Below are 25,330 nucleotides of genomic sequence, written 5' to 3' on the forward strand. Positions count from 1 at the left end.
TGGGAACGCAGATCCAGAGGCTATGCCTCGCTGTAGAATTGTCACACTAAAAAACTTAGGAGAAAGAATGAAAAGGACTAAATTGAGACTGAAAAAAGTAAAGTTATTTCTGCTATCGCTTTGCTTTTTTACTGTTTCACTTGGCACGTTTAATTTGTTACCTTCCCTTGCGGCGGCACCCAAACACTACGACGAATTAACATTTCCCCCGCTATCAGAAATTAAACTGCCTAAATACACTCGCTTCGAGCTGAAAAATGGCATCCGGGTGTATCTGATGGAAGACCGGGAACTCCCGCTAATTGAGGGAACGGCGCTATTTCGCACGGGCGAGCGCTTTGAACCTGCCGATAAAATCGGACTGGGAGGTTTGACGGGAGAAGTGATGCGAACTGGCGGCACGAGCCGGCATACGGCTGATGAATTAAATCAGTTGCTAGAACAGCGAGCAGCTTCGGTAGAAACGGGGATTGATGTTGCTTCTGGTACGGCTAATTTTAGTGCTTTAGCTGAAGATGTGGAACCCGTGTTTGACTTATTTGCGGAAGTGATTCGGGAGCCAATATTTGCTCAGGAAAAGTTGGATTTAGCGAAGAACCAAACTCAAGGTGCGATCGCCCGCCGCAATGACGATCCTGACGGTATTACCGGCCGCGAGTTTCAAAAATTAATTTATGGATCTCGCAGTCCTTACGCGCGCACGGTAGAATACAAAACCCTCGCCAATATTTCCCGCGACGATTTGGTGAGTTTCTACCAGAAATATTTCCACCCCAAGAATATGATTTTGGGTATTTCTGGCGATTTTGATACAGCTAAAATGCGATCGCTCGTCGAGCAAAAATTCGGCAACTGGCAACCGAGTCAAAGTGCAGAAGTGCCTGCACTACCAACCGTAGCGCCAGCAAATGGGGGCGGCGTATTTTTGGTAAATCAGCCACAATTAAGTCAAAGTTATGTGCAAATGGGACATTTGGGCGGAATGCTCAGCAGTCCAGATTACGGTGCTTTGGACGTGATGAATGGGGTTCTCAATGGTTTCGGTGGCCGTTTGTTTAATAACGTGCGATCGCGCCAAGGCTTAGCTTATTCAGTATACGCGGCTTGGAGTCCGAGATATGACTATCCGGGGGTGTTTGTCGCAGGAGGCCAAACGCGATCGGACGCCACAGTACCGTTTATCCAAGCGATTCGCGCCGAGATCGAGCGTATCCGCACCGAACCAATTACCCCGGAAGAATTAGCTTTTGCTAAAGATTCCACTCTAAATTCTTTCATCTTCAAATTTGAAAATCCCAGTCAAACTTTGTCGCGGTTAATGCGCTACGAATACTACGGTTATCCCGAAGATTTCATTTTTCGCTACCGCCGCAGCATCGAAGCAGCAACAATTGCCGACGTGCAGCGCGTAGCTAAGACTTACTTGAAACCGGAGAATCTCGTAACATTAGTAGTGGGAAATACCGAGGCAATTCAACCGCCGTTATCGAGTTTGGGAACTTCGGTAAAAGTGCAATCTGTTGATATCACTATTCCCTCCGCGACTTAATTGGTAATAAGGAATAAAGTCATTACTAAAAACAATTTTAAGGTTCGTAGTAATGACTTTATTCCTCTCTTTTTGTTTCACAGACATCCTGCCCTTTCATGCCAGCCGATCGGGATCGACACCCAATTCGCGCAACTTTGCCGCCAATACATCCGCCCGCTGGCGTTCCTGTTCTGCCCGCTGGCGTTCCTGTTGAGCCAGCAGCCGTTCATGTTGGGCCTGTTCCGAACTCCACAGCAGCAAATTTCCTGCCTCATCCCACCAGCGCAGCCAATTCATAGTTTGCCCCAGCCGTTCCCCCGACCAAATCCCCAGCCACAAATCTAACTCTGGAATCCGCACCCGTCCCTCAGCATCAGCAGCCTGCGTTTCATAGGCTCCCTTTTGCAGATACCGCACTTCCAGCTTGGGCTCGTAGGGGTCGTAGGTGACGTAGGTGGGCACTTGCAGAATCTGTTCGTAGAAGTAGAGCTTGCCGTAGGGAGGAGTCGATCGCACAGACAATTCGCTGTAATCTTCATTAGACAAAAACTCCATCACCACCGATACCGGCGCACCCTCCAGATTCGGCGTGTAGCTGCGGCGAATCGTCCCCTCAGCAACTCGATGCACTTGCGGCACGAAAAACCAATCCGGTGCTTTGACTACAATCTGCTTATTTACAGTCGCTACCAGTCCAAAATGGGAACCGATTAGGGCGATCGGCTGAATGCGTCCGGCGGCTCCCAGAGCATCGGTGAGAGCGGCAGCAAGGGGCGGTTGTTGAATATTTTCCACCGGATCGTCCGGTAATACAAAATCGGTTGGTAAGGCTTCCCAGGTGACAGTTGGTGCTTTGGAACTCGATGGGATTTGAAGTACCATTAGCTCATACCATTTGAGATTTTATATTTTAGATTACTCGTTACCAGGCTCCAGCCTGGTAACGCCGATCGGGAGGCTCTGCCTCCATTTTACCAAGCGAGGCAGAGCCTCTGGATATAGTTTCCCAGGCTGGAGCCTGGGAACCAGTTAAGATGTTGGATTTAGTTTCCCAGGCTGGAGCCTGGGAACCAGTTAAGATGTTTGTAGTGGGGACTTTAGTCCTTGATGAATGCGGACTAAAGTCCTCACTACGAACCTCAACTAAAAATCAATAGTCAAAGGCGCCCTCGGAAACGGAATCACATCCCGAATATTCCCCATTCCCGTCATAAACTGCACTAACCGTTCAAATCCCAAACCAAACCCAGCGTGAGGCACAGTACCGTAGCGGCGCAAATCCAAATACCACCACAATTCCTCCTTATTCATACCCTGCGCTTCCATGCGCCGCTCCAATACATCCAGCCTTTCTTCCCGCTGCGAACCGCCGATAATTTCCCCAATATTAGGAGCCAAAACATCCATTGCTCGCACTGTTTTCTCGTCATCGTTTAAACGCATATAAAATGCTTTAATCCCGACGGGATAGTCGCTGACAATTGTCGGCTTTTTAAACAAGTCCTCAGCCAAGTAACGCTCGTGTTCCGACTGCAAATCCAAACCCCAACTTACCGGAAAATCAAACTTTTTGTCGGCTTTTTCCAAAAGTGTGATCGCCTCCGTGTAAGTAATCCGCTCGAACTGATTATTAATGATATTTTCAGCAGTAGCCAAAACCGTTTTGTCAATGCGCTCATTGAAAAACTCCATATCTTCCGGGCAACGCTCCAAAACGTATTTAAAAATGTACTTTAAAAACGCCTCAGCCAAATCCATATCTCCCTGCAAATCGCAGAAAGCCATCTCCGGTTCAATCATCCAAAACTCAGCCAAATGTCGCGAAGTATTAGAATTTTCCGCTCGGAAAGTCGGGCCAAAAGTGTAAACATTTCCGAAAGCCATTGCCATAACTTCCGCTTCCAACTGGCCGCTAACTGTTAAATAGGCGCGCTTTCCAAAAAAGTCTTTAGCATAATCAACTTCTTGCGAATCAGTGCGCGGCACATTCTTTAAATCAAAGTTGGTAACGGCGAACATTTCCCCCGCCCCTTCGCAGTCGCTAGCAGCAATAATCGGAGTGTGAACCCACAAAAAACCGCGTTCTTGAAAAAATTGGTGTACCGCCGCCGAACAAGCATTGCGGACTCGAAAGACAGCACCGTGGGTGTTTGTGCGCGGCCGCAAATGCGCGATTGTCCGCAAAAATTCAAAGGAATGCCGCTTTTTTTGCAGCGGATAAGTTTGCGGGTCTGCATCCCCGTAAACTTGTACTTGTGAGGCTTTCAACTCAATTCGCTGTCCTTTTGCTGGAGATGCTACCAGCACTCCCGACACTTCTAGAGATGCACCTGTATTCAGTTGTTTGAGTACATTTTCAAAGTCTGGCAAATCTGAATTTATGACTACTTGCAAATTAGCCATCGCCGAACCATCGTTGACTTCGACAAAGGCAAATTCTTTCAATTCGCGTTTGGTACGAACCCAGCCTTGAACAGTTACAGTTTCATCGGGTTCACCGGCGCGCAAAATTGCTGCTATTCGTTGATTTGTCATATCCACTCCTGTTTATTTAATATTTTGCACCATATTTCTCTTTTTTCTCTGACTCTGCGCCCTCTGCGCCCTCTGCGGTAAATAAAAAAATCAAAAATTCTAACTCCCAAAATCCTTCAACCTGCATAGGATTTCAAAATCCAACCGATCAAAATACCGAGTCCCCCAAAGCGAACGGCTTGCCAAAAAGGTTGTTTTATGCTTCCCCAAGAAAAGAGGCTGCTTTCTAAATTCAACTCGATAGTTTCCAATTCTTGCTCAATTTCCCGCAATTCTTTTTTGAGTTGCGGCAAAGGATTTCGGCGCCCCGACTGGCGGATTTCTTCGCGCCGATGGCCGAGCTCGACTTGGCGCTGTCGATCGACCTGAATTTGAGTGTACCGTTCTTTGACTGCCGCGAGCGAGCGCTCCACTGCTGCGAGCGCTTGAACAAACTCGCTTTCTTGCTCTTCCCGATTTAACTCTGACGGCTGTTGAGGCATTTCGATCTGCAAACCTGACAATAATAATAAAAAAAACCGATTTCCAATTAAGTTGTTATTATATGCAGTATATTTTCTAAATTAACGAACTCTAGCCAAATAGAGATAAGTATAGCAACTTTATCGGCCTTTAAAACGTTTTTAATTGCTGAAACCATTGATTTTATCGCATTTTCCTTCTTCCTTCTTCCTTCTTCCTTCTTCCTTACCACCTATGCTTGAAACTACACAAACAACCCAAACTGTCAACCTCAACGAGCTGAGCACGGTAGAACTAGCCCAAGCTCTAGCCGCGCGCCTCGCCATCCACGAAAAAGATTGGCATCGCCTCAAAGCCAACCGTTCTGCGCGGGCCGCAGAGCAAGCCGCAGCCGCTTTGGTCTTTTTGCTCAAAAAACAGCCCGAAGAAGCTCTCCCGCGCTTAAACCAAGCAGCAGGATGGCTGGATCGATCGATATCTGCTCCTCCCTGTCCCACCCACGGCAAATAATTTTGAGTCTTGAGTCTTGAGTTTTGGCTTGAGTAGTCGCTCAAAACTTAGACAATCGCGCCGCTTGATCGAGCAGCGCGATTGTGAGTTCAAAAGATTTATACTTTTTTAACTCAAAACTCACATTTTGCATTATGATCAGCTATCAATAGCCAGAACGTTCAAATTCTCACTGCAAACTTCAGCCCGAGAACGAAAAATTTTCCAGGTCTAGCTGAGGTGAAAACTGCTGCTTTCATAGCGGTGCTAGCGAAAGCGAGGCAGTCGGTAGCGACTGGGAAGTTCTTTGCACAGCCGTAACTCTGTACCTTGAGAATTCCACTCTACCCGATCGAATATTTGGTAAAGAATAAACAACCCCCTACCACATTCCTGTTCCACATGAGGTAGTCCAGAGTTATCTGCAACGTCCTCTGCTAGCAGATTGTCGCAATCATCGGTATAAAGGTTACAACTGCAAGGAGCTTTAAAGCCAGAACCTTCATCCGATATCACCCACCAATATTGGTTTTGGACTATGGAAAAACGGACTCCAACAGTTTTAGCGGGGTCTAACTTGTTTCCATGCTTAGCAGCATTTACCAAAGCTTCTTGAAGCCCCAACCGCAATTCCGCTTGCCAGCAATCTGGCACCTCTGCTAGGAGCAGATCCAAAATAGGACAAAGGTATAGAGTAGAAGCGAAGCTAATCGTAATCCAATTGCGTCCGACAGGACGAGGTGAAATAGCAATCACTCAGAAAACTCCCTAACTTTCAGGTGGATAAAGTTCACACCCTGCATAGTTGGCTCCCTAGTATTCAAAATGCTAATTAATTGAGCGGCGCAGCTCTACTTCTATATTAGAGTATCAAAGCAATTAAGAACAGCAAACAACGTCACAAAATATTCAGCGATTCTGAGAAACTTCTGCAGACAACCATCAGTAATTTTACTTATAACTTCTCCCAGCCACGAAATTTTTGATTTCAGCTTTTGACAACTCGCAACGCTTAGGTTCGCTTCATCCCCCAAGGCGTCAACACCTCTTGAACAAACGATCCCCACCTGGAAAAGCTCGGAAATAACTATAAAAAAGTCGATCCCTTAACGCTCACCAATCAGGTTCGACCCTCGCCGCCAAGCTTTGCACCCATCGCCGCAGAGCTATCTCTTACCGCCACACAGCACAATCATCATACCTAGGTATGTTGCAGCCAAAACCCGATTTATTTTCCCCAATGCGATCGGGCCAAACACCTCCCATTGCTGCGCCCCTCACAAAATCAATATTCGTTACAAAACTTATTAATTCTGAGTGCGTAAGATCGCCAGATCCCAACTCGCTCACATTCACGAATCCTTTGCTAGCGGAAGCCCAGTGCGGATGCCAAACTTTATAAATCTGAGCGTCGCGATACAATAGTTAAAGTAAATAATTATTTCTTTACATCATGCAAACAACCCCAGCCATCACCACAGCCCCCATAGCCGGCACTTACTGGCAGTGGCGGGGGCATTCAGTATACTACGTTCGATCCAGCGATCGCCATCCAGAACGCCCTCCCCTACTGTTAATTCACGGTTTTGGAGCGTCTACAGACCACTGGCGCAAAAATATCAGCGGGCTGAGCAAAGACTTTGAAGTGTGGGCGATCGACCTGATCGGATTCGGGCGATCGGCAAAACCCGAATTGCAGTACAGCGGCGACCTCTGGCGCGACCAACTCCACGACTTTATCACCAACATCATCGGCCGACCGGCCGTACTAGCCGGCAACTCCCTCGGAGGCTACGCCGCCTTGTGTGTAGCCGCCCAGCGCCCCGAATCAGCAGCCGGACTCATATTAATCAACAGCGCCGGCCCCTTCAGCGAACCGCAGCCCGCACCCGAAGCCCCGCCCTTGCAAAAAGCTATATCTGCAGTAGCTAAAACTTTATTTCAGCAAGATTGGGCAAGTTTTCTGCTGTTCCAGTACGTGCGCCAGCGATCGACAATTCGGAAAACCCTAGAAAAAGTATATCTCGACCAAAGCGCCGTTACAGACCAATTAGTAGAAGAAATATACCTTCCCTCCTGCGATCCCGGTGCCCCCAAAGTATTCGCTTCCGTATTCCGAACACCCCAAGGCGAAAAAATTGACGTATTACTTACTCAATTAACCTGCCCGTTGCTAATGCTTTGGGGAGAAGGCGATCCGTGGATGAATTCCGCAGAAAGAAGCGCCAAATTTCGCAAACACTATCCGCAGTTGACAGAACACTTTATCAAAGCCGGTCACTGTCCCCACGACGAAGTACCAGAACAGATAAACGAACTGATTCGCGCATGGATAATTGACCAATAGTCGATCGGCACATATATAATTTTCCCCCGGCCATCTCCTCCCTCGGAGAGGGGGAAAATTATCCGATTTGCAGTAAAAATTTATGTATTGTGCCAACACAAACGCGGTTAATTTCTCTCACATATTCTGAGGAGACGGAAACAATGGCCCGCAAAAAGACTCGCCGCAATTTTATATTGAGCAGTATAGCTGTTGCCAGCGGCATTGCAGGTGCTAAGGCGATCGAACAGCAGGATCGGGAAATCGCAGCCGCACCCAATAACAAGGTGGCCGCCACAGTAAAAATGCCAGAACGACTGTTAGGCAACACCGGCGTGAAAGTCCCGATTTTCGGTTTGGGGGGGGCCGGACAAACACCGCTTTCGCAGCCGGGAAGAGAAGCAGAAGCAGCGGTACAAATTGAACGCGCGATCGAACTAGGCATTCGCTATTTTGACACGGCGGCCGAGTACGGGCCCAGCGAAGAAAACTTAGGCAAAGTTTTGCCACCATATCGATCGCGCCTATTCCTAGCCACAAAAACCTCCGCCAGAGACAGAGATGGCGCGTGGAGAGACTTAGAGCGATCGCTCAAAAGATTGAAAACCGATCGGATCGACTTGTGGCAACTCCACCACGTCTCATTCCAAGCCGAATTAGACCAAATTTTCAGTGCTAAAGGAGCAATAAAGGCGATCGAAGAAGCCAAACAGCAAAAAATAATTCGTTTTTCCGGCATCACCGGACACCACGAACCTGCTATCATTGCCGCAGGGTTGGAGCGCTATCCTTTCGACACAACATTAATCTCCCTCAACGCCGCCGAAAAACATCACCCGCGCTCCTTTGTTACCAGCGCTTTACCAGTTGCCAAAGCCAAAAACATCGGCGTCATAGCCATGAAAATACCAGCTTACGGCAAATTATTTCAGAACGGTGTTTTAGATGGAATGCACCAAGCAATGGGCTACACGCTTTCACTTCCCGGCGTACACTGCTGCGTCATCGCCGCCGACTCAGTAAAGCAATTAGAAGAAAACTTCAAAGTCGCCCAAGCATTCCAACCCCTGAACCAAACAGAAATGGCAGCACTTGAAAAACGCACCGCTGCGGCGTGGCAAGAAAATACATTTTTCCGACAGTGGACTTAAATGTGATGTTGCCGAAGGCGGCGCTCGTCGCCGCTCTACTTGCTGTTAATATTGAACAGGAATCACCAATCCAGGTATAATGGATTGAGGAATGAAAAATCTATAAAACTAACGGTTTCAGGTTCCTCTCTATCTGATAGTTTATCAACAGGACATTTTTTAATGAAAGTTGAAATTAGGAACTTAGGTGTTATTAAAAAAGCTGAAATTGATTTGAAGCCTTTAACTGTTTTTATTGGTGGTAATGGTGAAGGCAAAACTTGGGCTGCATACACTTTGTCAGCTATCTTTGGGCAGCAGGGATACGGACATTACTTGAAAGCTTATCTTGACGGTAACACCCAACAAGCATATCCAACCTTAGATAGCGCACTTCAGCAACTTTTTGAGGAAGGTAATGCACAAATTGACATGATTCAATTTGCTAATGACTATGCCGAAAATTATATTAAGGATGTGGCTCGTTTAACTCCAAACAGGATGCGATCGTTTATGGCTACGGAGCGAGCCAATTTTAATGATTTGGAAGTACATTTAAATTTAGCAGAAACAAAGGCAGAGTTTTTGGAAAAGATAAAAGCAGCTTCTGTACATAGAGAAATTTCTTTAAACAGGAAAAATTCTTTAGAGTCACTAAACGCTATTAAAGAAACAGGAGATAAAATACTATACTTCTATTCAGAAGGAGACCTTTTGAAAAAGCTCCCTGAAAAAGCGATTCAGCAATTCGTAGTTCGGGAAATTTTCCAGATACTCCACAGAGCATTTTATGCTTATATATATACATTTCCGACTGAAAGAACGGCTTTTATAACTTTGCCAGTTCAACGACGAAAAGTTAGAATTGAAGAACTTTTAACAGACACAGATCAATCTGAAGTTGAACAAAGAGGGACGTCTTTTATTGAACCAGTAAATAATTTTTTCGATATGATTCTTCATAGTTATCAAAAAGAACACAGACGACGCAGAGAAGAGGAAATCAATAAAAATCCCCAGCTAGGGGAATATGTGAAGTTGGCTGATTTTTTGGAAAAGGAGATTTTACAAGGAACCGTTGCTTTTGAGACAGCCGAAGTGCGAGACGAACTACTTTTTCAACCTAAAGAAAATACTAAGTTGGAAATGCCGATTGTTTCCTCAATGGTAAAAGAACTAGCTCCATTAGTTCTCTGTTTGCGCTATTTAGTAGAACCCTATGAGTTGCTGATAATTGACGAACCAGAAATGAACTTACACCCAGCAGCTCAAGTGGAAATTGCTGAATTCTTGGCGATGTTAGTTAATGCTGGGTTGCACGTCTTAATTACAACCCATAGTCCGTACATTGTTGACCATCTTGCTAATCTGATGCAAGCCGCTAAGCATGAAGATCCCGATAGCATTAAAGAAATGTTTTATTTAGAGCGAACAGAGGCTTTTATTTCTCAAGAAAAAGTTTCAGTCTATTTGTTTGAAGATGGAACAGCCAAAAACATTATCCGTGAAGAAGGTACAATAAATTGGGAAACTTTTGGCAAAGTGTCTGATGATGTTTCTCAAATTTATGCTAGTTTACTAAAAGTAAAAGATTGAGAGATAGTTAATGGCTTCTGATACTTTGCTGCCTTTTGAAATTTTGCTTTTATCCGATTGTTTACTTCCCGGTCTAACCTCTTTTAAGGAAGGTAAAGCTACTGTAGAAGTAACACCCGACGAGGGTGAAACGATACTTTTTTTTAACATTGATGATCAATCAAATCCTGGTTGTAAGTTGCGTAAATTTTTATGGGGAACACAAACAGGTCAAACAATTTGCGATCTGATAGTTTTTTACGCTAAAGAGAGGGAGCGCGTCATCTGTTTTGTAGAATTAAAAGAGAATATGAGTGATTTAGGTCATGCAACCGAGCAAGTAATTAATACTTACACCAGTTTCAAATTACATCTAAATTCTAGTTATAAACCAAAAGCGTTCATTTATGGGTCTGCTGGTTCTGTACCCCACGAACATCAGGAGTATCAAAATAAGTTATCTAAGGTGTTTAATAAAAATAATTTTGAAATTAGTCGCACAAATAATGATTTAGGCAATATTTTGCGAGGTAAATCCCCTAACATAGGTGTAGGTAAGAGAAACAAAAGAAAGTAGAAAAAATATCCTCTGGGCTTATACGTTAATCTGCGGTTCACATTCAAAAAAACAAGGCGACCAAACCAGGCAACCTTGTTTTTTATCATAAGAAATGCACTTTGTCAACAGCAAAAAGCTACTTTTTTTTCCGTTTAGCCTTATCTAACCGCCTGCGATCGCGCCACTCAACAGAAGTCAAATAAGCGACCCCGCCAGTCACCGTCACCAGCAGTACAAATGCCACTAAAACGAGAAAATTAGCAATCGAAAATTCCACAACCCCTCTTCCTCTGATTTTACATTTTCTACTTTCGATTTTAGATTAAAAATGTTAACAATTAACAGTTAAATGTTGACGGCTAACTGTTAATTGTTAACACTCGATTCAAACTGCTGGCAAATCTTCCAAAATTGTAAACCTCACATGATTAATTGCCAGAGTCCCCACAGAAACATCCTCCTTGTTCAAAGGGAGACCGCCGCTCGTGAGACCTTGAAACCGAATTCCCTTGCCAATTTCTACGTGATACCAAGCCAAACCCATAAAAAATCGCAAAGGATAAGGGCCTCTGTCTTGAATATCATCAGGATTAGATTCCATCGGCACCCAGCCAAAACCCGGAATGTAAAATTCCAGCCAAACGTGATTGAAATCCGGCTCCAGCGACACACCTTTTCTGTCAGCAAAAGCCGGACACTTGTAGCGCCCGATCGTGCGGCAAGCAATCCCGTTTAACCTAGCCAAAGCCAACAACAAGCCCACGTACTCGCCACAAGAACCGATGCCGCGGCGCAGCACAATATCGGGAGTGTCAATGTGAGGCCTAATCCCGTAAGAAAGTTGATCGTAAACAAAATTACGAATGCTCAGCAATTGCCGGAGAATATTAGTTTCTGAGCCAATGGCAGCCACAGCAGCCGATCGCACAATCTCCGTATCCATCGCCAAATTGTCATTATCAACCAAATACTTAGCTGCAAACTCCGGCGACAGCTTCGGAGCCTTTTCGACATCCCGAGGCGACAACTGATACTTAATCGATCGAACTTCTAACAATGCCTTCCAGCCAAAAATTCGGCGTTCCCCGGGGTGCAGCCGATCGAACTTAAACACCGCCACCCGTTCCCCTTCCTGAATTTCCTCAGTAAAAGGCATTCCGATAGGCGTAATTTTCCTGACCTTTTGCCGGTGAGTTTCCGAAGGCAAAGCAATCCGCCACTCCAAATTTTCGATTTCTACCTCATCGAGAGGAGAGAGTTCCTCCACATAAGACATTTCCATCAAAAAACCGTTTGACAGAGCGTAGCGGTCAGCTTCATTGTAGTAAAAAGACAAAGGCTGAATAAAAGTGCGATCGCGCTTCGTCAACTGAAAAGGATCTTCCGAATTCGGGTCGTCCCGGATGTAAAGTTCATCGCCGGCATAAGCCACGTACAGAACCTCCTCTCCGGTCTCGGAATCTTTGTGAAAAGCCAAACCAGAAGGCAACTCAAAGGGAGTCAAAACGCTAAATTTAATCTCCCCAGTTCCCCGTTCCAAACAGTAAACAGTTTGCTCAGTTTTGTCGCAAACCCAAAGTTCCTCATCCCGGACAGTGATATTTTCTACCCCAATACCGGGAGCGTAAAACCGAGTAATTTCCCGACCCGTTTTCAGGTCAAAAACCAGAATAGAACCCAATCTCTGGCAAGTCACATAAAGCGTAGATTTCCAAACAGCAATCCCGTCAGCAGGATAAGAAAGCGAAACAAAATGTTCCGGCTTGAGTTCAGCGATCGCCCCGTCCCGAATTGCGCCCCGACAGCAACAAATATCCTCATCCCGCGCAAACCAGAGAGTATCTTCCGAAATAGCCAGCCCCGTTGCGCCCGCAAACTTAGCCGTTTGATAAGGATTCAAAACAGTAGTGTTGTCACTTTCTCTATCGATCTCCAATAGCAGCCCTTCGGCGCGATCGACAGCGAACAACCTATTTCCTAAAAAAGCAATGCCGTGCAGTGCCAAGACTCCGATGGGTCTTACCATCCGCAGCCCAGGTGGCTGTTTGTCCGAGAGAACAGGTGAATCGAGATTCATGCTAAATTTCTTGCCGGTATTGTACAGAAAACCTGATTTGTAACTTGTAGCCGATCGCTTGAGGTTCACCAGCAAAATTGCCGAGTTTCCTGATATCCAGGATTGACGCATCAACCGGGTGTTTTTACGAAAAGACGCGTTGTATCCTCTTGCTAGAGTTAAAAGAACCCGAATATTAGTCTTTGTCAAAGTTGGGTTTAACAAGCTCAACCCAACCTGCTGCCGTGAATGGAAGTAAGTATAACTACTAAGCTACCACTGACAAAGGCGACACAGAATTCTATGTTGAGCACAGCGACCAAAATAATCGTATCTGCCTAAAGATATAAATTAAGTACAACAGATTACTATATCCATCAAAACCTTGGATAGAATAAAACCGTGCGATAAAGTTCCTAGGTTCATCAAAAGGCAGGTTCGTCATGGCTTTGAAGTCTGCTCTAAATATCGGTGCTCTTTCATTAATTCTGTCTTTAGAGGCAGTTGCCGCCGGTAGTTTCTTAATACCAGCAGAGGCTCTCAACAGCCCCGCAAACATTGTCAAGCGCCCCTCACCACGGCAGCTACCCCTCAACTGGCAAACAGTTCAACCCCCTGAACCCAGCGGAAGCAGACCGAACATTCAGCCAACGGGTTCCACGTGGAATAGCTTTCAACCGCCGGAGGACGGAGTACCCGGAAGGAGGGAAGGGGGAGGAACGCGCGGCTTAGAATGCCCCACGGCCACAACTGCCTTAACTGCCTTGATTCCCCAATCAACTATGGGGCAAACCATATCAGCAAAGCCAACATTTTTCTACTACCTTCCCGTACCCCTCGACAAAACAGTTCAGTTTGAGTTAGCAGACCAAAGAGACAAAACAGTATACAAAAAAAGTTTTCGCATGGTAACTAGCCGTGCAGGTATCGTTAGCGTCAGCCTCGGCTCCGACGACAACTCGCCAGCCCTGGAAGTTGGCAAAAACTATCAATGGTACTTTACTATCAAATGCAACCCAAAAAATACAACAGATGATGTTCTCGTTTCCGGGTGGATCAACCGCACCGCACTCGCCCCAACCGTGAAAACAGAGTTGGATCGATCGCCCGACCTCACCAAGCTCAGTATCTTCGCCCAACAAAGTCTCTGGTACGAGTACCTGGCAACTCTAGCTCAATTGCGTATCGAGTCTCCCAGCGATGCCAGTTTAGCGATCAAGTGGTCAGCACTGTTGAACTCAGTCGAACTCGGCAAAATAGCCCAAGAACCCTTAGTCGCAAGTGAGTTAACGCCTATCACAAGAAAATAATTCAGCACCAGTTTCAAAAAAGAATGCAACGGTAGGCAAGCCCCAAACGGTGATAGCCATCAGTCAGTCGATTTTAGATTTTAGATTTTAGATTTTAGATTTACTTGGCATTAAATCTGGGAGCAGGAACAGGAGTCTAAAATTTTAGGATCTACACTGATGAGCGTTCGGGATACGGTACCCGTTTTTGGGCGAGTCATTGCCAAATCTCAAATCTCAAATGGTATGACTGGTGCAGCAAGTACGAAAAACTCGGTTTCGAGGGCGGTATTTGGCAGCGCCACAGATGATTTTTGGCTGTTGCGGGTTGTTTGGTCGATCGTCCTAAATCAATTAAAATTTGTGTACTGAGCAGCAAGCAGTTCGGACTGCTGGCATCTTGAAAGGCGGACTGTGGAGATTTTGAGGGTCAAATTTCGCCTAATACTAAATGATAAACTGGCATAGTCAAGCAGCCGACAAACTTATTTTAGAGAAATTATTAATTATGCGCCCCAATGCAAATATTGCACTATTTCGGTTGGGAATTTCACTTCTAACTGGGTTCCCGATGGCTTGCTTTTATGCCAATAAAGCTATATCCCAAACAAAGGATATTTCTCAGTTGCCCATCGCCGCTGACAACTCAGCAGATAGGGGCAACCAAGTATTAGCACTGCAAAAACTGGAAATCAAGCAGGATGAAACAGCAACCAACTTAAATCAGTTTCCCGATTCGATCGACACCAACCCTGAACTAGAAACACAATCGAACCCCGCCGAGAACAGCCAAGAGGCCTGTTCCACAATCGATGGAACTGCTTGTGGTGCGGGCATCTTGCCCGAACAAACAAATCTGGTTGCCAACGATCCCCAATGTCAGAACCAGCTACATTGCAATCCAGTTTTAGCCCAGAACCCGCAGACGCCACCGGGAAACCTCCCGCCCGACTTAAACCCCGATAGACTACCAGATCCGCTGTTACCGTCGCCGCCGACTCAGCCAGATCCAAATCGCGATCGATTTCTGCAACCCGCCCCCCAGCCTTCTCCAGAACCTCCCCAAGTACCGCCCACAGTAGCGCCGCCGTCCCCGTCGCCAGTTCCCCCAACGCTGCCGAATACACCAATTGAGGTGCAGAAAATTCAAGTAGTTGGCAGCACAATTTTAAGCCAAGATGAAATTAATGCCTTAGTCAACCCATTAGAAGGCCGTTCTACCACCCTAGAACAGCTCAAACAAATCGCCGACAAAATTACCGAAATTTACCTCAATCGTGGCTACATCACTTCGAGAGCAGTCTTGCCGCCCCAAACTATCACCGCAGGGGTAGTCCAAATTCAAGTGATTGAAGGCAAGCTAGCCAGAATTGAGGTAGAAGGAACTAAAAGATTAAATCCAAATTACATCCGCAGCCGGATTCGACTCGGTGCCGGAATGCCTTTAAGCACAGCTTCATTAGAAGACCAACTCCGGCTGCTGCGAGTCGATCCTTTATTTGACAATGTAGAAGCCAGTCTCCGGGCTGGGGATAATGAAGGCGAGAGCATTCTGATCGTCCGAGTCTCGGAAGCTAATCCATTTCAACCTACTTTCAGCATTGACAATTACTCGCCTCCCAGTGTCGGTTCCGAAAGATTGGGAGTTAGTTTGCGACACCGCAATATAACAGGAAATGGCGACGAACTGGCAGGGGCTTATTACCGATCGCTGGGGGATTCAGACGTGTTTGATTTCAGCTATCGCGTGCCGCTAAATGCGATGAACGGCACTTTGCAATTGAGGGCGGCGCCGAACCGCAACAGTATCGTACAAGAACCTTTTGACGCTTTTGACATTTCAGGAAAATCGCATTTATTTGAAGTTAGTTACCGCCAGCCGCTGCGGAGAACGCCGATCGAAGAATTTGCCTTATCTGCCGGTTTTACTTATCAGACAGGCAGAACTTTTCTCGCCGGCGAACCGTATGCTTTTGGCATCGGCCCGGACTCCAATGGTGTCACCACTACGAGTGCAATTAAGCTGGGACAGGACTACATTCGGCGGGACCCGCAGGGTGCTTGGGCCTTGCGATCGCAATTTACGATCGGCACTAGCTTGTTTGATGCTACTCAAAACGAAGGTTCCGATCCCGACGGACAATTTTTGAGTTGGCTGGGTCAAGTGCAGCGAGTACAGCGATTGAATGACAAACATTTATTAATTTTGCAGGCTGACTTGCAGTTGTCAGCTAATAGTTTGTTGCCTTCACAGCAATTTGTAATTGGCGGCGGACAATCTTTGCGCGGCTACCGCCAAAATGTCCGTTCTGGGGATAACGGCTTCAGAGTATCCATCGAGGATCGGATTACTTTGCAGCGCGATGCTTCGGGAAATCCCAAACTTCAATTAGCTCCCTTTTTGGATGCGGGTACGGTGTGGAACGTTGCGAACAATCCTAATAAATTAACCAATCAGACATTTTTAGCAGGTCTGGGTTTAGGGGTAATCTGGGAACCGATACAGCGGGTGAACCTGCGCGTAGATTACGCTTTTCCTTTGGTGAGGATTAGCGATAAAGGCGACAATCTGCAAGATAAGGGAATTTACTTCAACATAATTTATACACCCTAAAGGGACTTACTGATATCTGGCATGATTGTCAGCAACAGGCAAGATGCCTGTTCCACAAGAAAATTTATATTTTGTGGAACAGGCATCTTGCCTGTTCCTAAAAGGCTAATTGAGAATGGTGCAACCCACATTCCGCACCCCCAACTGGCACATAGGCGGATTGAGGGGGTAAAAGTGAATCATCTGAGACCAAAATGAGTAGAAATACTCAACTATCTCGGTCACTCAGCATTACCCAGTAGTCCATTCTGGAAAATTGATGTGAGGGCGTGAGTCCTATCTGATGTAAGTTAAAATTGCGCTCGGTAATAAACTTGGTTTTTTGCCTGACAATAACCCGATCACAGCCACGAAAAAGCGTTAATTGCGATCGCTCTTCCGTAACCAATCATCACCAAAAATAGTGTAAACTGGCGAGATCGATCAACGCTCAAATCAGGATTCAGCAGCCCATGCAGAAAGCATCCCAGATGAAAGTAGAAAACCTAGATCATCTGGGCTTGATAGCCGGTCTAGTTGACGAAATAGGAATTGTCCAAAAAATCAATGAGTTAGTAGGCGAACAACCGGGCGAGATAGTCAGTCCCGGCCTAGTAGTTAAAGCCACGATCATCAATGGATTAGGGATGGTGTCCGCCCCACTATACTTATTTTCTAAATTTTTTGAAGGGAAAGCAATAGAACATTTACTTGGGTCAGGGATTCAAGCATCGCATCTCAATGATGACCGTTTAGGAAGAGTATTAGATAAATTATATTTAGCAGGAATTACCGAAATATTCACAACCATTGCCCTAGAAGCAGCTCAAAGATTCGAGATAAATACCGACACATCTCACTTAGACTCAAGTTCATTTCATCTACATGGCAAATATGAGCAGGAATTGCCATCAGTATCTTTTTTTACCACAGAAACAGATAGCAATCAGTTAGATAATTCATCAATCAACCATCAAACATCCCCAACACCAATTCCGATTACCTATGGCTACTCTCGCGACCATCGTCCCGACTTAAAACAGTTCATTTTAGACCTAATTTGTAGTGGAGATGGAGATGTGCCACTATTTTTACGAGTAGCTTCAGGAAACGAATCAGATAATTCCATATTCGCCTCAATTTGTCAAGACTTTAAAAAACAATTAAATCTCGACAGTTTAATGGTAGCTGACAGTGCATTATATACCGCTCCCAATGCGAGAAATGTTAACCAATTTAAAATGGTTGACTCGTGTACCACTAAGCCTGAAACAAGCACAGCAAATGGTATCTCAGCTAAACGAATCAGAATTTCATCAAAGTTCAGTGACGGGATATAGTTGGTCAGAACACAAAAGTAATTATGGTGGAATTGAACAAAGATGGTTAGTAGTAGAGAGCTGTTTACGTCGTGATGCTGACCAACGTAAACTAGAAAAAAATCTCAAAAAAGCTGAAGTTGAGGCTCAGAAAAAGTTGCGAGAGTTATCAAATATTGAATTTGCTTGTTCGGCAGATGCCTCAGCGGCAGCAAGTCGCTTATCCCAACAACTAAAGTATCATAATTTAACCCAAATGACCAGCAGGAAAACTACAGTAAAACCCGCTACTAATTCGACAATTTATCATAATAATTCTAGTTCTAGCTCGCTCTTTAAAGTTGAAGCGAAACTGGAATTAGATGCTAGTGTGATTGCTAAAGAAACGAAAGCTAGTGGCAGATTTATCTTAGCTACTAATGTACTGGATGTATCACAATTAAATCCTGATGAAATGATTGTGAAATATAAGGAACAGCAGTCGGCAGAGAGAGGGTTTGGGTTCCTGAAAGACCCGCTATTTTTTACGGATAGCGTGTTTCTGAAGTCGCCAGAAAGAATCGAGGCTTTAACTTTGGTAATGGGTTTGTGTTTGTTGGTTTATACTTTAGGTCAAAGGTTACTCCGGCAAAACTTGCAACTCACTAATAAAACCGTAAAAAATCAGTTGGGTAAAGGGACCCATCGACCTACTTTACGCTGGATCTTCCAAAGTTTTCAATCGATTCATGCTGTTTGTATTCAAGGAATTCAACAAGTTTCCAATTTGACAGCCGAAAGGTTGGCAATCTTAAATTTGTTTCCAGTTACCTGTCGGTCTTATTATTTATTGCTGTGAAATGAAGTCGATTATTGATTGGTAAAAATGATTTACATTTAAGTAATTGTAGGTGCAGCAGTGATGTATTATTGTCATAATGCTGGCGATATATGCTGGGAATTAATAGTTACTAATGATCGGATTTTTGACGTTTTATGGGTGAAGAAGATTTAATTCATGCCCTCACGTCAATTTTGAGGAATTCCTAACTGGGTGATGCGATCGTTGCACAGATTTTTGGGTGTTTTTACTCACGCTTGGTCTCGGATGATTCACTTTTACCCCCTCAATCCGCCTATGTGCCAGTTGGGGGTGCGGAATGTGGGGTGCAACATCTGAGGACTTAGGCTCTCGCGGCATCCTGACTGGGGGTAATATTAATTCCCATGCTACCGGAGTTGATATTAGACCCAGCTAGCTGTCCCTTGAGAAAAATCAGCTCGCTTTACAAACCACAGTCAGCCAGTCAAAAGATAATAACATCGACGAGCCAACGCCCCGCTGCCGATCGATTCAAGTTACATCTCTTAACGTCTTTGCCTCACCCTTGACGCAGCCAATGACAGACAAAGATTATGAAAAATGATAGAGTTTCTCTTTAACATAAATAATTTTTTCTGACAACTAACCCCCAGCCCATCTTAATTTTGATGACCTCAGTAAAAAAATGAGCCAATGCTAAGCAGATTTGCTTATCCAAAAAGAAACTATAGCTTTTGGCTTTTACGGATTCGCTAGAGAAAGGTTCAGTTGACCCCCCTCTCCGAATTCTTAACTCTCCCCAAAAACAATTATGCTGCCAGAGAAATACCGAAAAGTGCATCGCTGTCTCCCTCTGGTGATGGGAGTTGTATTTGCTACTACCTACAGCATCCCCATCAGCGGCCAACCCAGGATTCCCCCGCCATCCCAATCACCGGCAACAGAAAACTTAGGCGCATCAGGAATGCAGCAACCCGTGCAAGCATTTGGCGGGCAAATCGCCATGTTTCTGGGGCATGAGGAGATGGTCAGAAGTGCAGTATTTAGCCCCGATGGTCGGCAAATCCTCACCGCTAGTCGAGATCAAACCGCCCGCTTGTGGGATATCAAAGGTAATCTCCTAACTGTGTTCCGGGGGCATGAGGCAGAAGTCACCAGTGCAGTATTTAGTCCCGATGGTCGCCAAATTCTCACCACCAGTGAGTATGAAGCCCCCCGCCTGTGGGATAGCAAAGGCAATCTCGTCAAAGACTTCCGGGGGGCTGATGATCCCAGTAATCTTAGAAGTGCAGTATTTAGTCCCGATGGTCGCCAAATCCTCACCATGAGTTTGGATCATACTGCTCGCCTGTGGGATATCAAAGGCAATCTCACAGCAGAATTCCAGGATCATAAGGGCATGGGAAGTGGCTCATCAACCCTCCCAAGAGCCGTATTTAGCCCCGATGGCAGCCAAATCCTCATCGTCGGTTCGGATGGAAACGCCCGCTTGTGGGATAGCAAAGGCAATCTTCTGAAACAGTTCCAAGGGGATGAAAGGACGGTCACAAGTTTAGTATTTAGCCCCGATGGACGACAAATCCTCATCGGTAGCAAGGATAAAACTGCCCGCCTGTGGGATACCGAAGGTAATCTCCTCGCTGAGTTGCATGGGCATGAAAATCATGTCGAAAGTGTAAAATTTAGCCCCGATGGTCGCCAAATCCTCACCTATAGTAGGCAAGTCCGAGTTTGGGATACTAAAGGCAATCTCCTCGCTGTGTTTGGGCAGCATGGAGATTCCCACTGGAGTTCTGTCGGGGGTGCAGCAGGATTTAGCCCCGATGGTCGCCAAATCCTTACCAGTAGTAGAGATGGAACCGCTCAAGTTTGGGATACGAAAGGCAATCTACTCGCAAAGTTGCGGGGACATGAGGGGTTTGTGCGAGCAGTATTTAGTCCCGATGGCAGGCAAATCCTTACCAACGGTTGGGATAAAATCACCCGCCTGTGGGACGTATCAGCCGCTATTACTGCCGAATCCGAGCAAATAGCTGCCCAGAAAACCTTTCAGGAAGACGTGTCCAAAAATAACGCTCAACTGGCAATATTCCGAGGACACAATCATGATGTCCTCAGTGCCGTATTTAGTCCCGATGGCAGGCAAATCCTCAGCATCAGTGGGGATAAAAAAGCCCGTCTGTGGGATCTCAAAGGCAATGTCCTAACCGAGTTCCAGGGGCAGGAGGGGGTCAGCCGCGCAATATTTAGCCCCAATGGTCGCCAAATCCTCACTCTTGGTGCGGATGATAAAACTACCCGTCTGTGGGACACCCAAGGCAATCCTCTCTCTGTGTTGCGCGGGAGTGGCTCTTTAGGAATCTACAGTGCAAAATTTAGCCCCGATGGTCGCCAAATTCTCACCGCTGGTGGTAATGGCGGTGGTGATGATACCCCCCGCCTGTGGGATCTTAAAGGTAATCTCCTAGCTGAGTTGAAACCACCTGAGAAACTATGGGGGGGAATAGCCACAAGTGCGGTATTCAGTCCAGATGGCCGACAAATCCTCACCGCTAGTCAGGATAAAAAAGCCCGTCTGTGGGATCTCAAAGGCAATCTATTGGTAGAGTTTCGGGGGCATGAGGATGGAGTCAACAGTGCAGTATTTAGCCCCGATGGTCGCCAAATCCTCACTGCTAGTGATGATGAAACCGCCCGTCTGTGGGATACCAAAGGCAATCTTCTAGCTGAGTTTCGGGGGCATAGGGAGAGACTCAAAACAGCCGTATTTAGCCCGGATGGAAGTCAAATCCTCACGGTCAGTTTGGATCATACTGCTCGCCTGTGGGATACCAAAGGCAATCTCTTGGTCGAATTTCAGGGGCATGAAAGATATCTCAACAGTGCAGTTTTTAGTCCCGATGGCAGCCAAATTCTCACTGCCGGTAATGAGGCTGCAAATGGAATCGACCCTGGAATCGCCCGAATTTGGGATACCAAAGGTAATCTTCGGGCTGTGTTCCGAGGGCATGAAAGAGGTTTCGGTGCAATATTTAGCCCCGATGGTCGTCAAATTCTCACCGCCAGTGATGATGGCACCGCCCGTCTGTGGGATGTATCAGTAGCAATTGCTGCCCAAGCCGAGCAAATGGCAGCCCTGCAAACTTTTCGGGAAAGTGTATCTAAAAATAAGGCTCAACTGGCACAGTTACGGGAGGATAAGTATGGAGTCAAGGGCGCCGTATTTAGCCCAGATGGTCGCCAAATTCTCACCGCCACCGATAAAACCGTCCGCTTGTGGGATACCAAAGGCAATATCCTCACCGAGTTTCAACCCCCTAAAAAAAAGGTCGAAAAACCAGTATTTAGCCCGGATGGTCGCCATATCCTGACAATTGGTGATGAAACCACCCACTTATGGGATACCAAAGGTAATATCCTCACCGAGTTCCAGGGACACAAGTATTCTGTTGAAAGTGCAGTATTTAGCCCGGACGGTCGTCAAATCCTCACCGCCAGTTTAGATAAAACCGCGCGCCTGTGGGATACCAAAGGCAATCTCCTGGCTATATTCCAAGGACATGAAAGAAGGGTCAACAGTGCAGTCTTTAGTCCCGATGGCAGCCAAGTCCTCACCGCCAGTTTAGATAAAACCGCCCGTCTGTGGGATACCAAAGGCAATCTCCTGGCTGTGTTCCGGGGGCATCAGAAAAGTGTCGAAAGTGCAATATTTAGTCCCGATGGTCGGCAAATTCTGACGGACAGCGCTTATCTTTATGGAACTGCTCGCCTCTGGGATACTAAAGGCAATCTCAAGGCCGAGCTCCGGGGCAGCAAGGATGTAAATGTAACCTCGCTTACGCACTCCAGGGCAGTATTTAGTCCCGATGGTAGTCAAGTCCTCATTGCCAGAGGGGATGGAACCGTTCGCCTGTGGGATACCAAAGGTAATCTCTTAGCAGAATTTCAGGGGCATAATTTTAGAGTCAACAGTGCCGTATTTAGTCCCGATGGCCAGCAATTCCTTACTTCTGGTGTTGATAAAACCGCTCGTCTGTGGGATACCAAAGGTAATCTTCTAGCGATATTCCGGGGACATGAGGAAGAGGTCAACAGTGCAGAATTTAGCCCCGATGGTCGCCAAATCCTCACGGCTAGTCGGGACAGAACTGCCCGTGTCTGGGATATTGCTACCGGCATCAAAGTTTCTGCGGCTGAAGTCGCCTTTATCCATGGGAATCAACTTTCTAGTCAAGGAACCATCGAATCTAAACAACTTGCACTTCAAAAGTTAGAAGAAGCACTTGCACTCTATCGTGCAGAGCAAAACTATGCCCAAGCCACACTCACGCTTTTATCAATGGGTAAAATTTACGCCCATTTCGGACAATTTCAATTTGCCCTAGACTCCTACAATCAAGCATTACCCTTATCGCAACAAGCGGGTGCCAAAGCCGAACAAGCCGCTATCCTCAACAGTTTTGGTCAACTCTACACCGATTTAGCTGACCCGACAAGCGCCCTGGATTACTATAACCAAGCTTTGCCCTTATTCTATCAATTAAATGACCAAGCGACAGTCGCCAACACCCTCAACAACATTGGTGATATTCACGCTGCTACAGGAAACTGGAAAAATGCCCTAGACTCCTACAACAAAGCCCTAGTCATCTCCAGACCCGCAGGTAATTTAGCAGCAGAAGCTACTGCCTTAGCTGGCATTGGTAGCACCTATATCGCTTCAAAAGAATGGTCAACTGCCTTGAATCCCTACAACCAAGCCCTAAAAATCACCCGACACTTAAACGACCAAGTAAAAGAAACCACAGTCCTCAATCAACTGGGGAAAATACAAACTGCTTTAGGTCAGCATTCTACCGCCATTGAAAACTATAACCAAGCTTTATCTCTATCCCAACAAATCGGTTACAAAACAGAAGAAGCGCACATTATCTACAATCAAGCAATCTTAAACCGCCAACAAAATAATCTCACAGTTGCCCAAACCGAAATTGAAACCGCAATTAATATTATTGAAAACCTCCGCACTCAAATCGGTAGCCAAGAACTGCGCCAGTCTTACTTTGCCCGCAACCAAGATTATTACCAGTTTTACATCGATTTATTGATGCAACTGCACCGGAAAAATCCCGATAAAGGTTACGACGCACAAGCCTTTCATGCTAGCGAACGTGCTCGTGCCCGCAGTCTGCTTGAACTCCTCAGCGAAGCCAGCGCAAATATTCGCCAAGGTGTGGACCCGCAACTGCTAGCACAAGAACAAAATTTGCAACAACAACTCAGTGATTTTCAACAGCGCAAATACCAAATTGTCATCGCTAAATCTACCCAAGAAGCTGTGGATGAAATCCAACAAAAAATCGACACAGTTCTCAAGGAAATCGCTCAAATAGAAGCTCAAATTCGCGCTAGCAGTCCTCGTTACGCTGCTCTAAAATATCCCGAACCTCTCAACTTGCAACAAATTCAACAACAGGTACTCGATGACAATACGCTACTTTTAGAATATTCTCTGGGTGAGGAGCGCAGTTATTTGTGGGCGGTGACGAAAACTTCTTTCACCAGTTACGAACTCCCTTCTCGCACCGAGATTGAAGCCACGGCTAAGAATTTCCGCGATACTTTAACCAAAGAGACCACGAGAACCTCTCCTCAAATGGTTGCTGAATCTGCTGAACTTCTGAGCCAAATGATCCTCGCTCCAGTTGCTTCTGAGTTGGGCAACAAGCGCTTGCTAATTGTTGCGGATGGAGCCTTGCAATACATTCCTTTCAGTGCTCTTACTCTGGAAAAATCTGAAGTGCCACTAATAGTTAAGCACGAAATTGTTAATCTGCCTTCTGCTTCAACTTTAGCTATTCTGCGGCGAGATATGGGGACTCGTCAACCGGCTCCAAAGGCGATCGCCTTGTTTGCCGATCCAGTTTTTAGCCCGAACGACGAACGGCTCAAAGGCACAAGTATATCGCCTGCAACCAAGAATCAAACTGTTGAAAATCTGCCAGTAGAAGCGCAACAATTACAGAGATCCGCATCAGAGGCAAACATTTATTGGACTCGCTTACCTTTCTCGCGAACAGAAGCTGAGCAAATTCTGGCTTTGGTTCCTGATGATTTGGAAAAACCAGCGTTTGACTTTACGGCTAATCGTACCACGGCAACCAATCCCGATTTATCTCAATATCGCATTGTTCATTTCGCGACGCACGGATTTGCTAATAGCAGACATCCAGAATTATCGGGATTGGTGCTTTCTTTGGTTGATGAGAAAGGTACGTTACAAAATGGCTACTTGCGAGTGAATGATATTTTTAATCTCAATTTACCGGCTGAGTTGGTGGTGCTGAGTGCGTGTCAGACGGGTTTGGGAAAAGACATTAAAGGAGAAGGGTTGGTGGGTTTGACGAGAGGGTTTATGTATGCGGGGGCGCCGCGCGTGGTGGTTTCTCTGTGGAGTGTTGAGGATCAAGTAACTTCTGAGTTGATGACACGATTTTACAAAAAAATGCTCCAAGATAAGTTGGCGCCTGCTGCGGCACTGCGATCGGCGCAAATCGAAGTGCTACAGCTTCCAGAATGGCAATCTCCTTATTATTGGGCCGCTTTTGGGCTGCAAGGAGAATGGAATTGAGTGCGCTTCTGGCGGGAGAGGGGGAGAAAGTGG

At 46.0% G+C, this 25,330-nt stretch carries 16 protein-coding genes and 1 pseudogene; 11 read left to right on the plus strand and 6 right to left on the minus strand.

The annotated features are described in order from the left end of the window. The first annotated feature begins 67 nt into the window (after positions 1–67). The gene (locus tag NDI35_RS19570) at positions 68–1,549 is read left to right on the plus strand and encodes a M16 family metallopeptidase (RefSeq protein WP_445314184.1); all 1,482 of its coding nucleotides are present in this window, start codon (positions 68–70) and stop codon (positions 1,547–1,549) included. Between the two features lie 96 nt (positions 1,550–1,645). On the opposite strand, the gene NDI35_RS19575 is transcribed toward NDI35_RS19570, so the two are convergent. From NDI35_RS19575 to NDI35_RS19585, 3 genes are all read right to left on the minus strand, one after another. Beyond that, positions 1,646–2,413, minus strand: a complete 768-nt coding sequence (locus NDI35_RS19575; RefSeq protein ID WP_445314185.1) for a Uma2 family endonuclease — start codon at positions 2,411–2,413, stop codon at positions 1,646–1,648. Positions 2,414–2,674: 261 nt separating this feature from the next. Beyond that, complete coding sequence (gene asnS, locus NDI35_RS19580; RefSeq protein WP_445314186.1) at positions 2,675–4,066, minus strand: asparagine--tRNA ligase; 1,392 nt, start codon at positions 4,064–4,066, stop codon at positions 2,675–2,677. Positions 4,067–4,182: 116 nt separating this feature from the next. Continuing rightward, a complete protein-coding gene (locus NDI35_RS19585; protein WP_445314187.1) occupies positions 4,183–4,548 on the minus strand; it encodes a sll0565 family protein in 366 nt (121 codons plus the stop codon). Between the two features lie 214 nt (positions 4,549–4,762). On the opposite strand from NDI35_RS19585, the gene NDI35_RS19590 reads away from it, so the two are divergent. Then, on the plus strand, positions 4,763–5,038 hold the full coding sequence (locus tag NDI35_RS19590) for a DUF6439 family protein (protein ID WP_333170421.1): 276 nt from the start codon (positions 4,763–4,765) through the stop codon (positions 5,036–5,038). 246 nt (positions 5,039–5,284) lie between these two features. On the opposite strand, the gene NDI35_RS19595 is transcribed toward NDI35_RS19590, so the two are convergent. Further along, a complete protein-coding gene (locus NDI35_RS19595; protein WP_445314188.1) occupies positions 5,285–5,773 on the minus strand; it encodes an ATP-binding protein in 489 nt (162 codons plus the stop codon). Positions 5,774–6,470: 697 nt separating this feature from the next. Between NDI35_RS19595 and NDI35_RS19600 the strand changes: the two genes are divergently transcribed. The 4 genes from NDI35_RS19600 to NDI35_RS19615 all read left to right on the plus strand — a co-directional run bounded on the left by NDI35_RS19600 (position 6,471) and on the right by NDI35_RS19615 (position 10,625). Continuing rightward, complete coding sequence (locus NDI35_RS19600; RefSeq protein ID WP_445314189.1) at positions 6,471–7,364, plus strand: alpha/beta fold hydrolase; 894 nt, start codon at positions 6,471–6,473, stop codon at positions 7,362–7,364. 143 nt (positions 7,365–7,507) lie between these two features. Continuing rightward, positions 7,508–8,494 carry an aldo/keto reductase gene (locus NDI35_RS19605; protein WP_445314190.1) on the plus strand — a complete coding sequence of 329 codons (987 nt, stop codon included), beginning with the start codon at positions 7,508–7,510 and terminating at the stop codon, positions 8,492–8,494. Between the two features lie 84 nt (positions 8,495–8,578). Further along, a complete protein-coding gene (locus NDI35_RS19610; RefSeq protein ID WP_445314191.1) occupies positions 8,579–10,069 on the plus strand; it encodes an AAA family ATPase in 1,491 nt (496 codons plus the stop codon). A gap of 10 nt (positions 10,070–10,079) precedes the next feature. Next, a complete protein-coding gene (locus tag NDI35_RS19615; RefSeq protein WP_445314192.1) occupies positions 10,080–10,625 on the plus strand; it encodes a hypothetical protein in 546 nt (181 codons plus the stop codon). A gap of 118 nt (positions 10,626–10,743) precedes the next feature. Here the strand turns inward: NDI35_RS19615 and NDI35_RS19620 are convergent, their stop codons facing one another. After that, complete coding sequence (locus NDI35_RS19620; RefSeq protein WP_190736053.1) at positions 10,744–10,884, minus strand: hypothetical protein; 141 nt, start codon at positions 10,882–10,884, stop codon at positions 10,744–10,746. 108 nt (positions 10,885–10,992) lie between these two features. Beyond that, positions 10,993–12,684: a transglutaminase domain-containing protein gene (locus tag NDI35_RS19625; protein WP_445314204.1), complete on the minus strand. Its 1,692-nt coding sequence runs from the start codon at positions 12,682–12,684 to the stop codon at positions 10,993–10,995. 422 nt (positions 12,685–13,106) lie between these two features. Between NDI35_RS19625 and NDI35_RS19630 the strand changes: the two genes are divergently transcribed. From NDI35_RS19630 to NDI35_RS19650, 5 genes and pseudogenes are all read left to right on the plus strand, one after another. After that, the gene (locus NDI35_RS19630) at positions 13,107–13,973 is read left to right on the plus strand and encodes a DUF928 domain-containing protein (RefSeq protein ID WP_445314193.1); all 867 of its coding nucleotides are present in this window, start codon (positions 13,107–13,109) and stop codon (positions 13,971–13,973) included. Between the two features lie 159 nt (positions 13,974–14,132). Then, the gene (locus tag NDI35_RS19635) at positions 14,133–14,324 is read left to right on the plus strand and encodes a hypothetical protein (RefSeq protein ID WP_445314194.1); all 192 of its coding nucleotides are present in this window, start codon (positions 14,133–14,135) and stop codon (positions 14,322–14,324) included. Positions 14,325–14,403: 79 nt separating this feature from the next. Then, positions 14,404–16,566, plus strand: coding sequence for a ShlB/FhaC/HecB family hemolysin secretion/activation protein (locus NDI35_RS19640; protein WP_445314195.1), 2,163 nt, complete (start codon positions 14,404–14,406; stop codon positions 16,564–16,566). A gap of 452 nt (positions 16,567–17,018) precedes the next feature. After that, positions 17,019–18,702 (plus strand): annotated as a pseudogene (locus tag NDI35_RS19645) (IS1634 family transposase). A 775-nt stretch (positions 18,703–19,477) separates the two neighbouring features. Beyond that, positions 19,478–25,297, plus strand: coding sequence for a CHAT domain-containing protein (locus tag NDI35_RS19650; protein WP_445314196.1), 5,820 nt, complete (start codon positions 19,478–19,480; stop codon positions 25,295–25,297). Positions 25,298–25,330 lie beyond the last annotated feature (33 nt).

This window comes from Microcoleus vaginatus FACHB-2002 (assembly GCF_040004035.1).
In the GTDB taxonomy this organism is placed as follows: Bacteria; Cyanobacteriota; Cyanobacteriia; order Cyanobacteriales; family Microcoleaceae; genus Microcoleus; species Microcoleus vaginatus_C.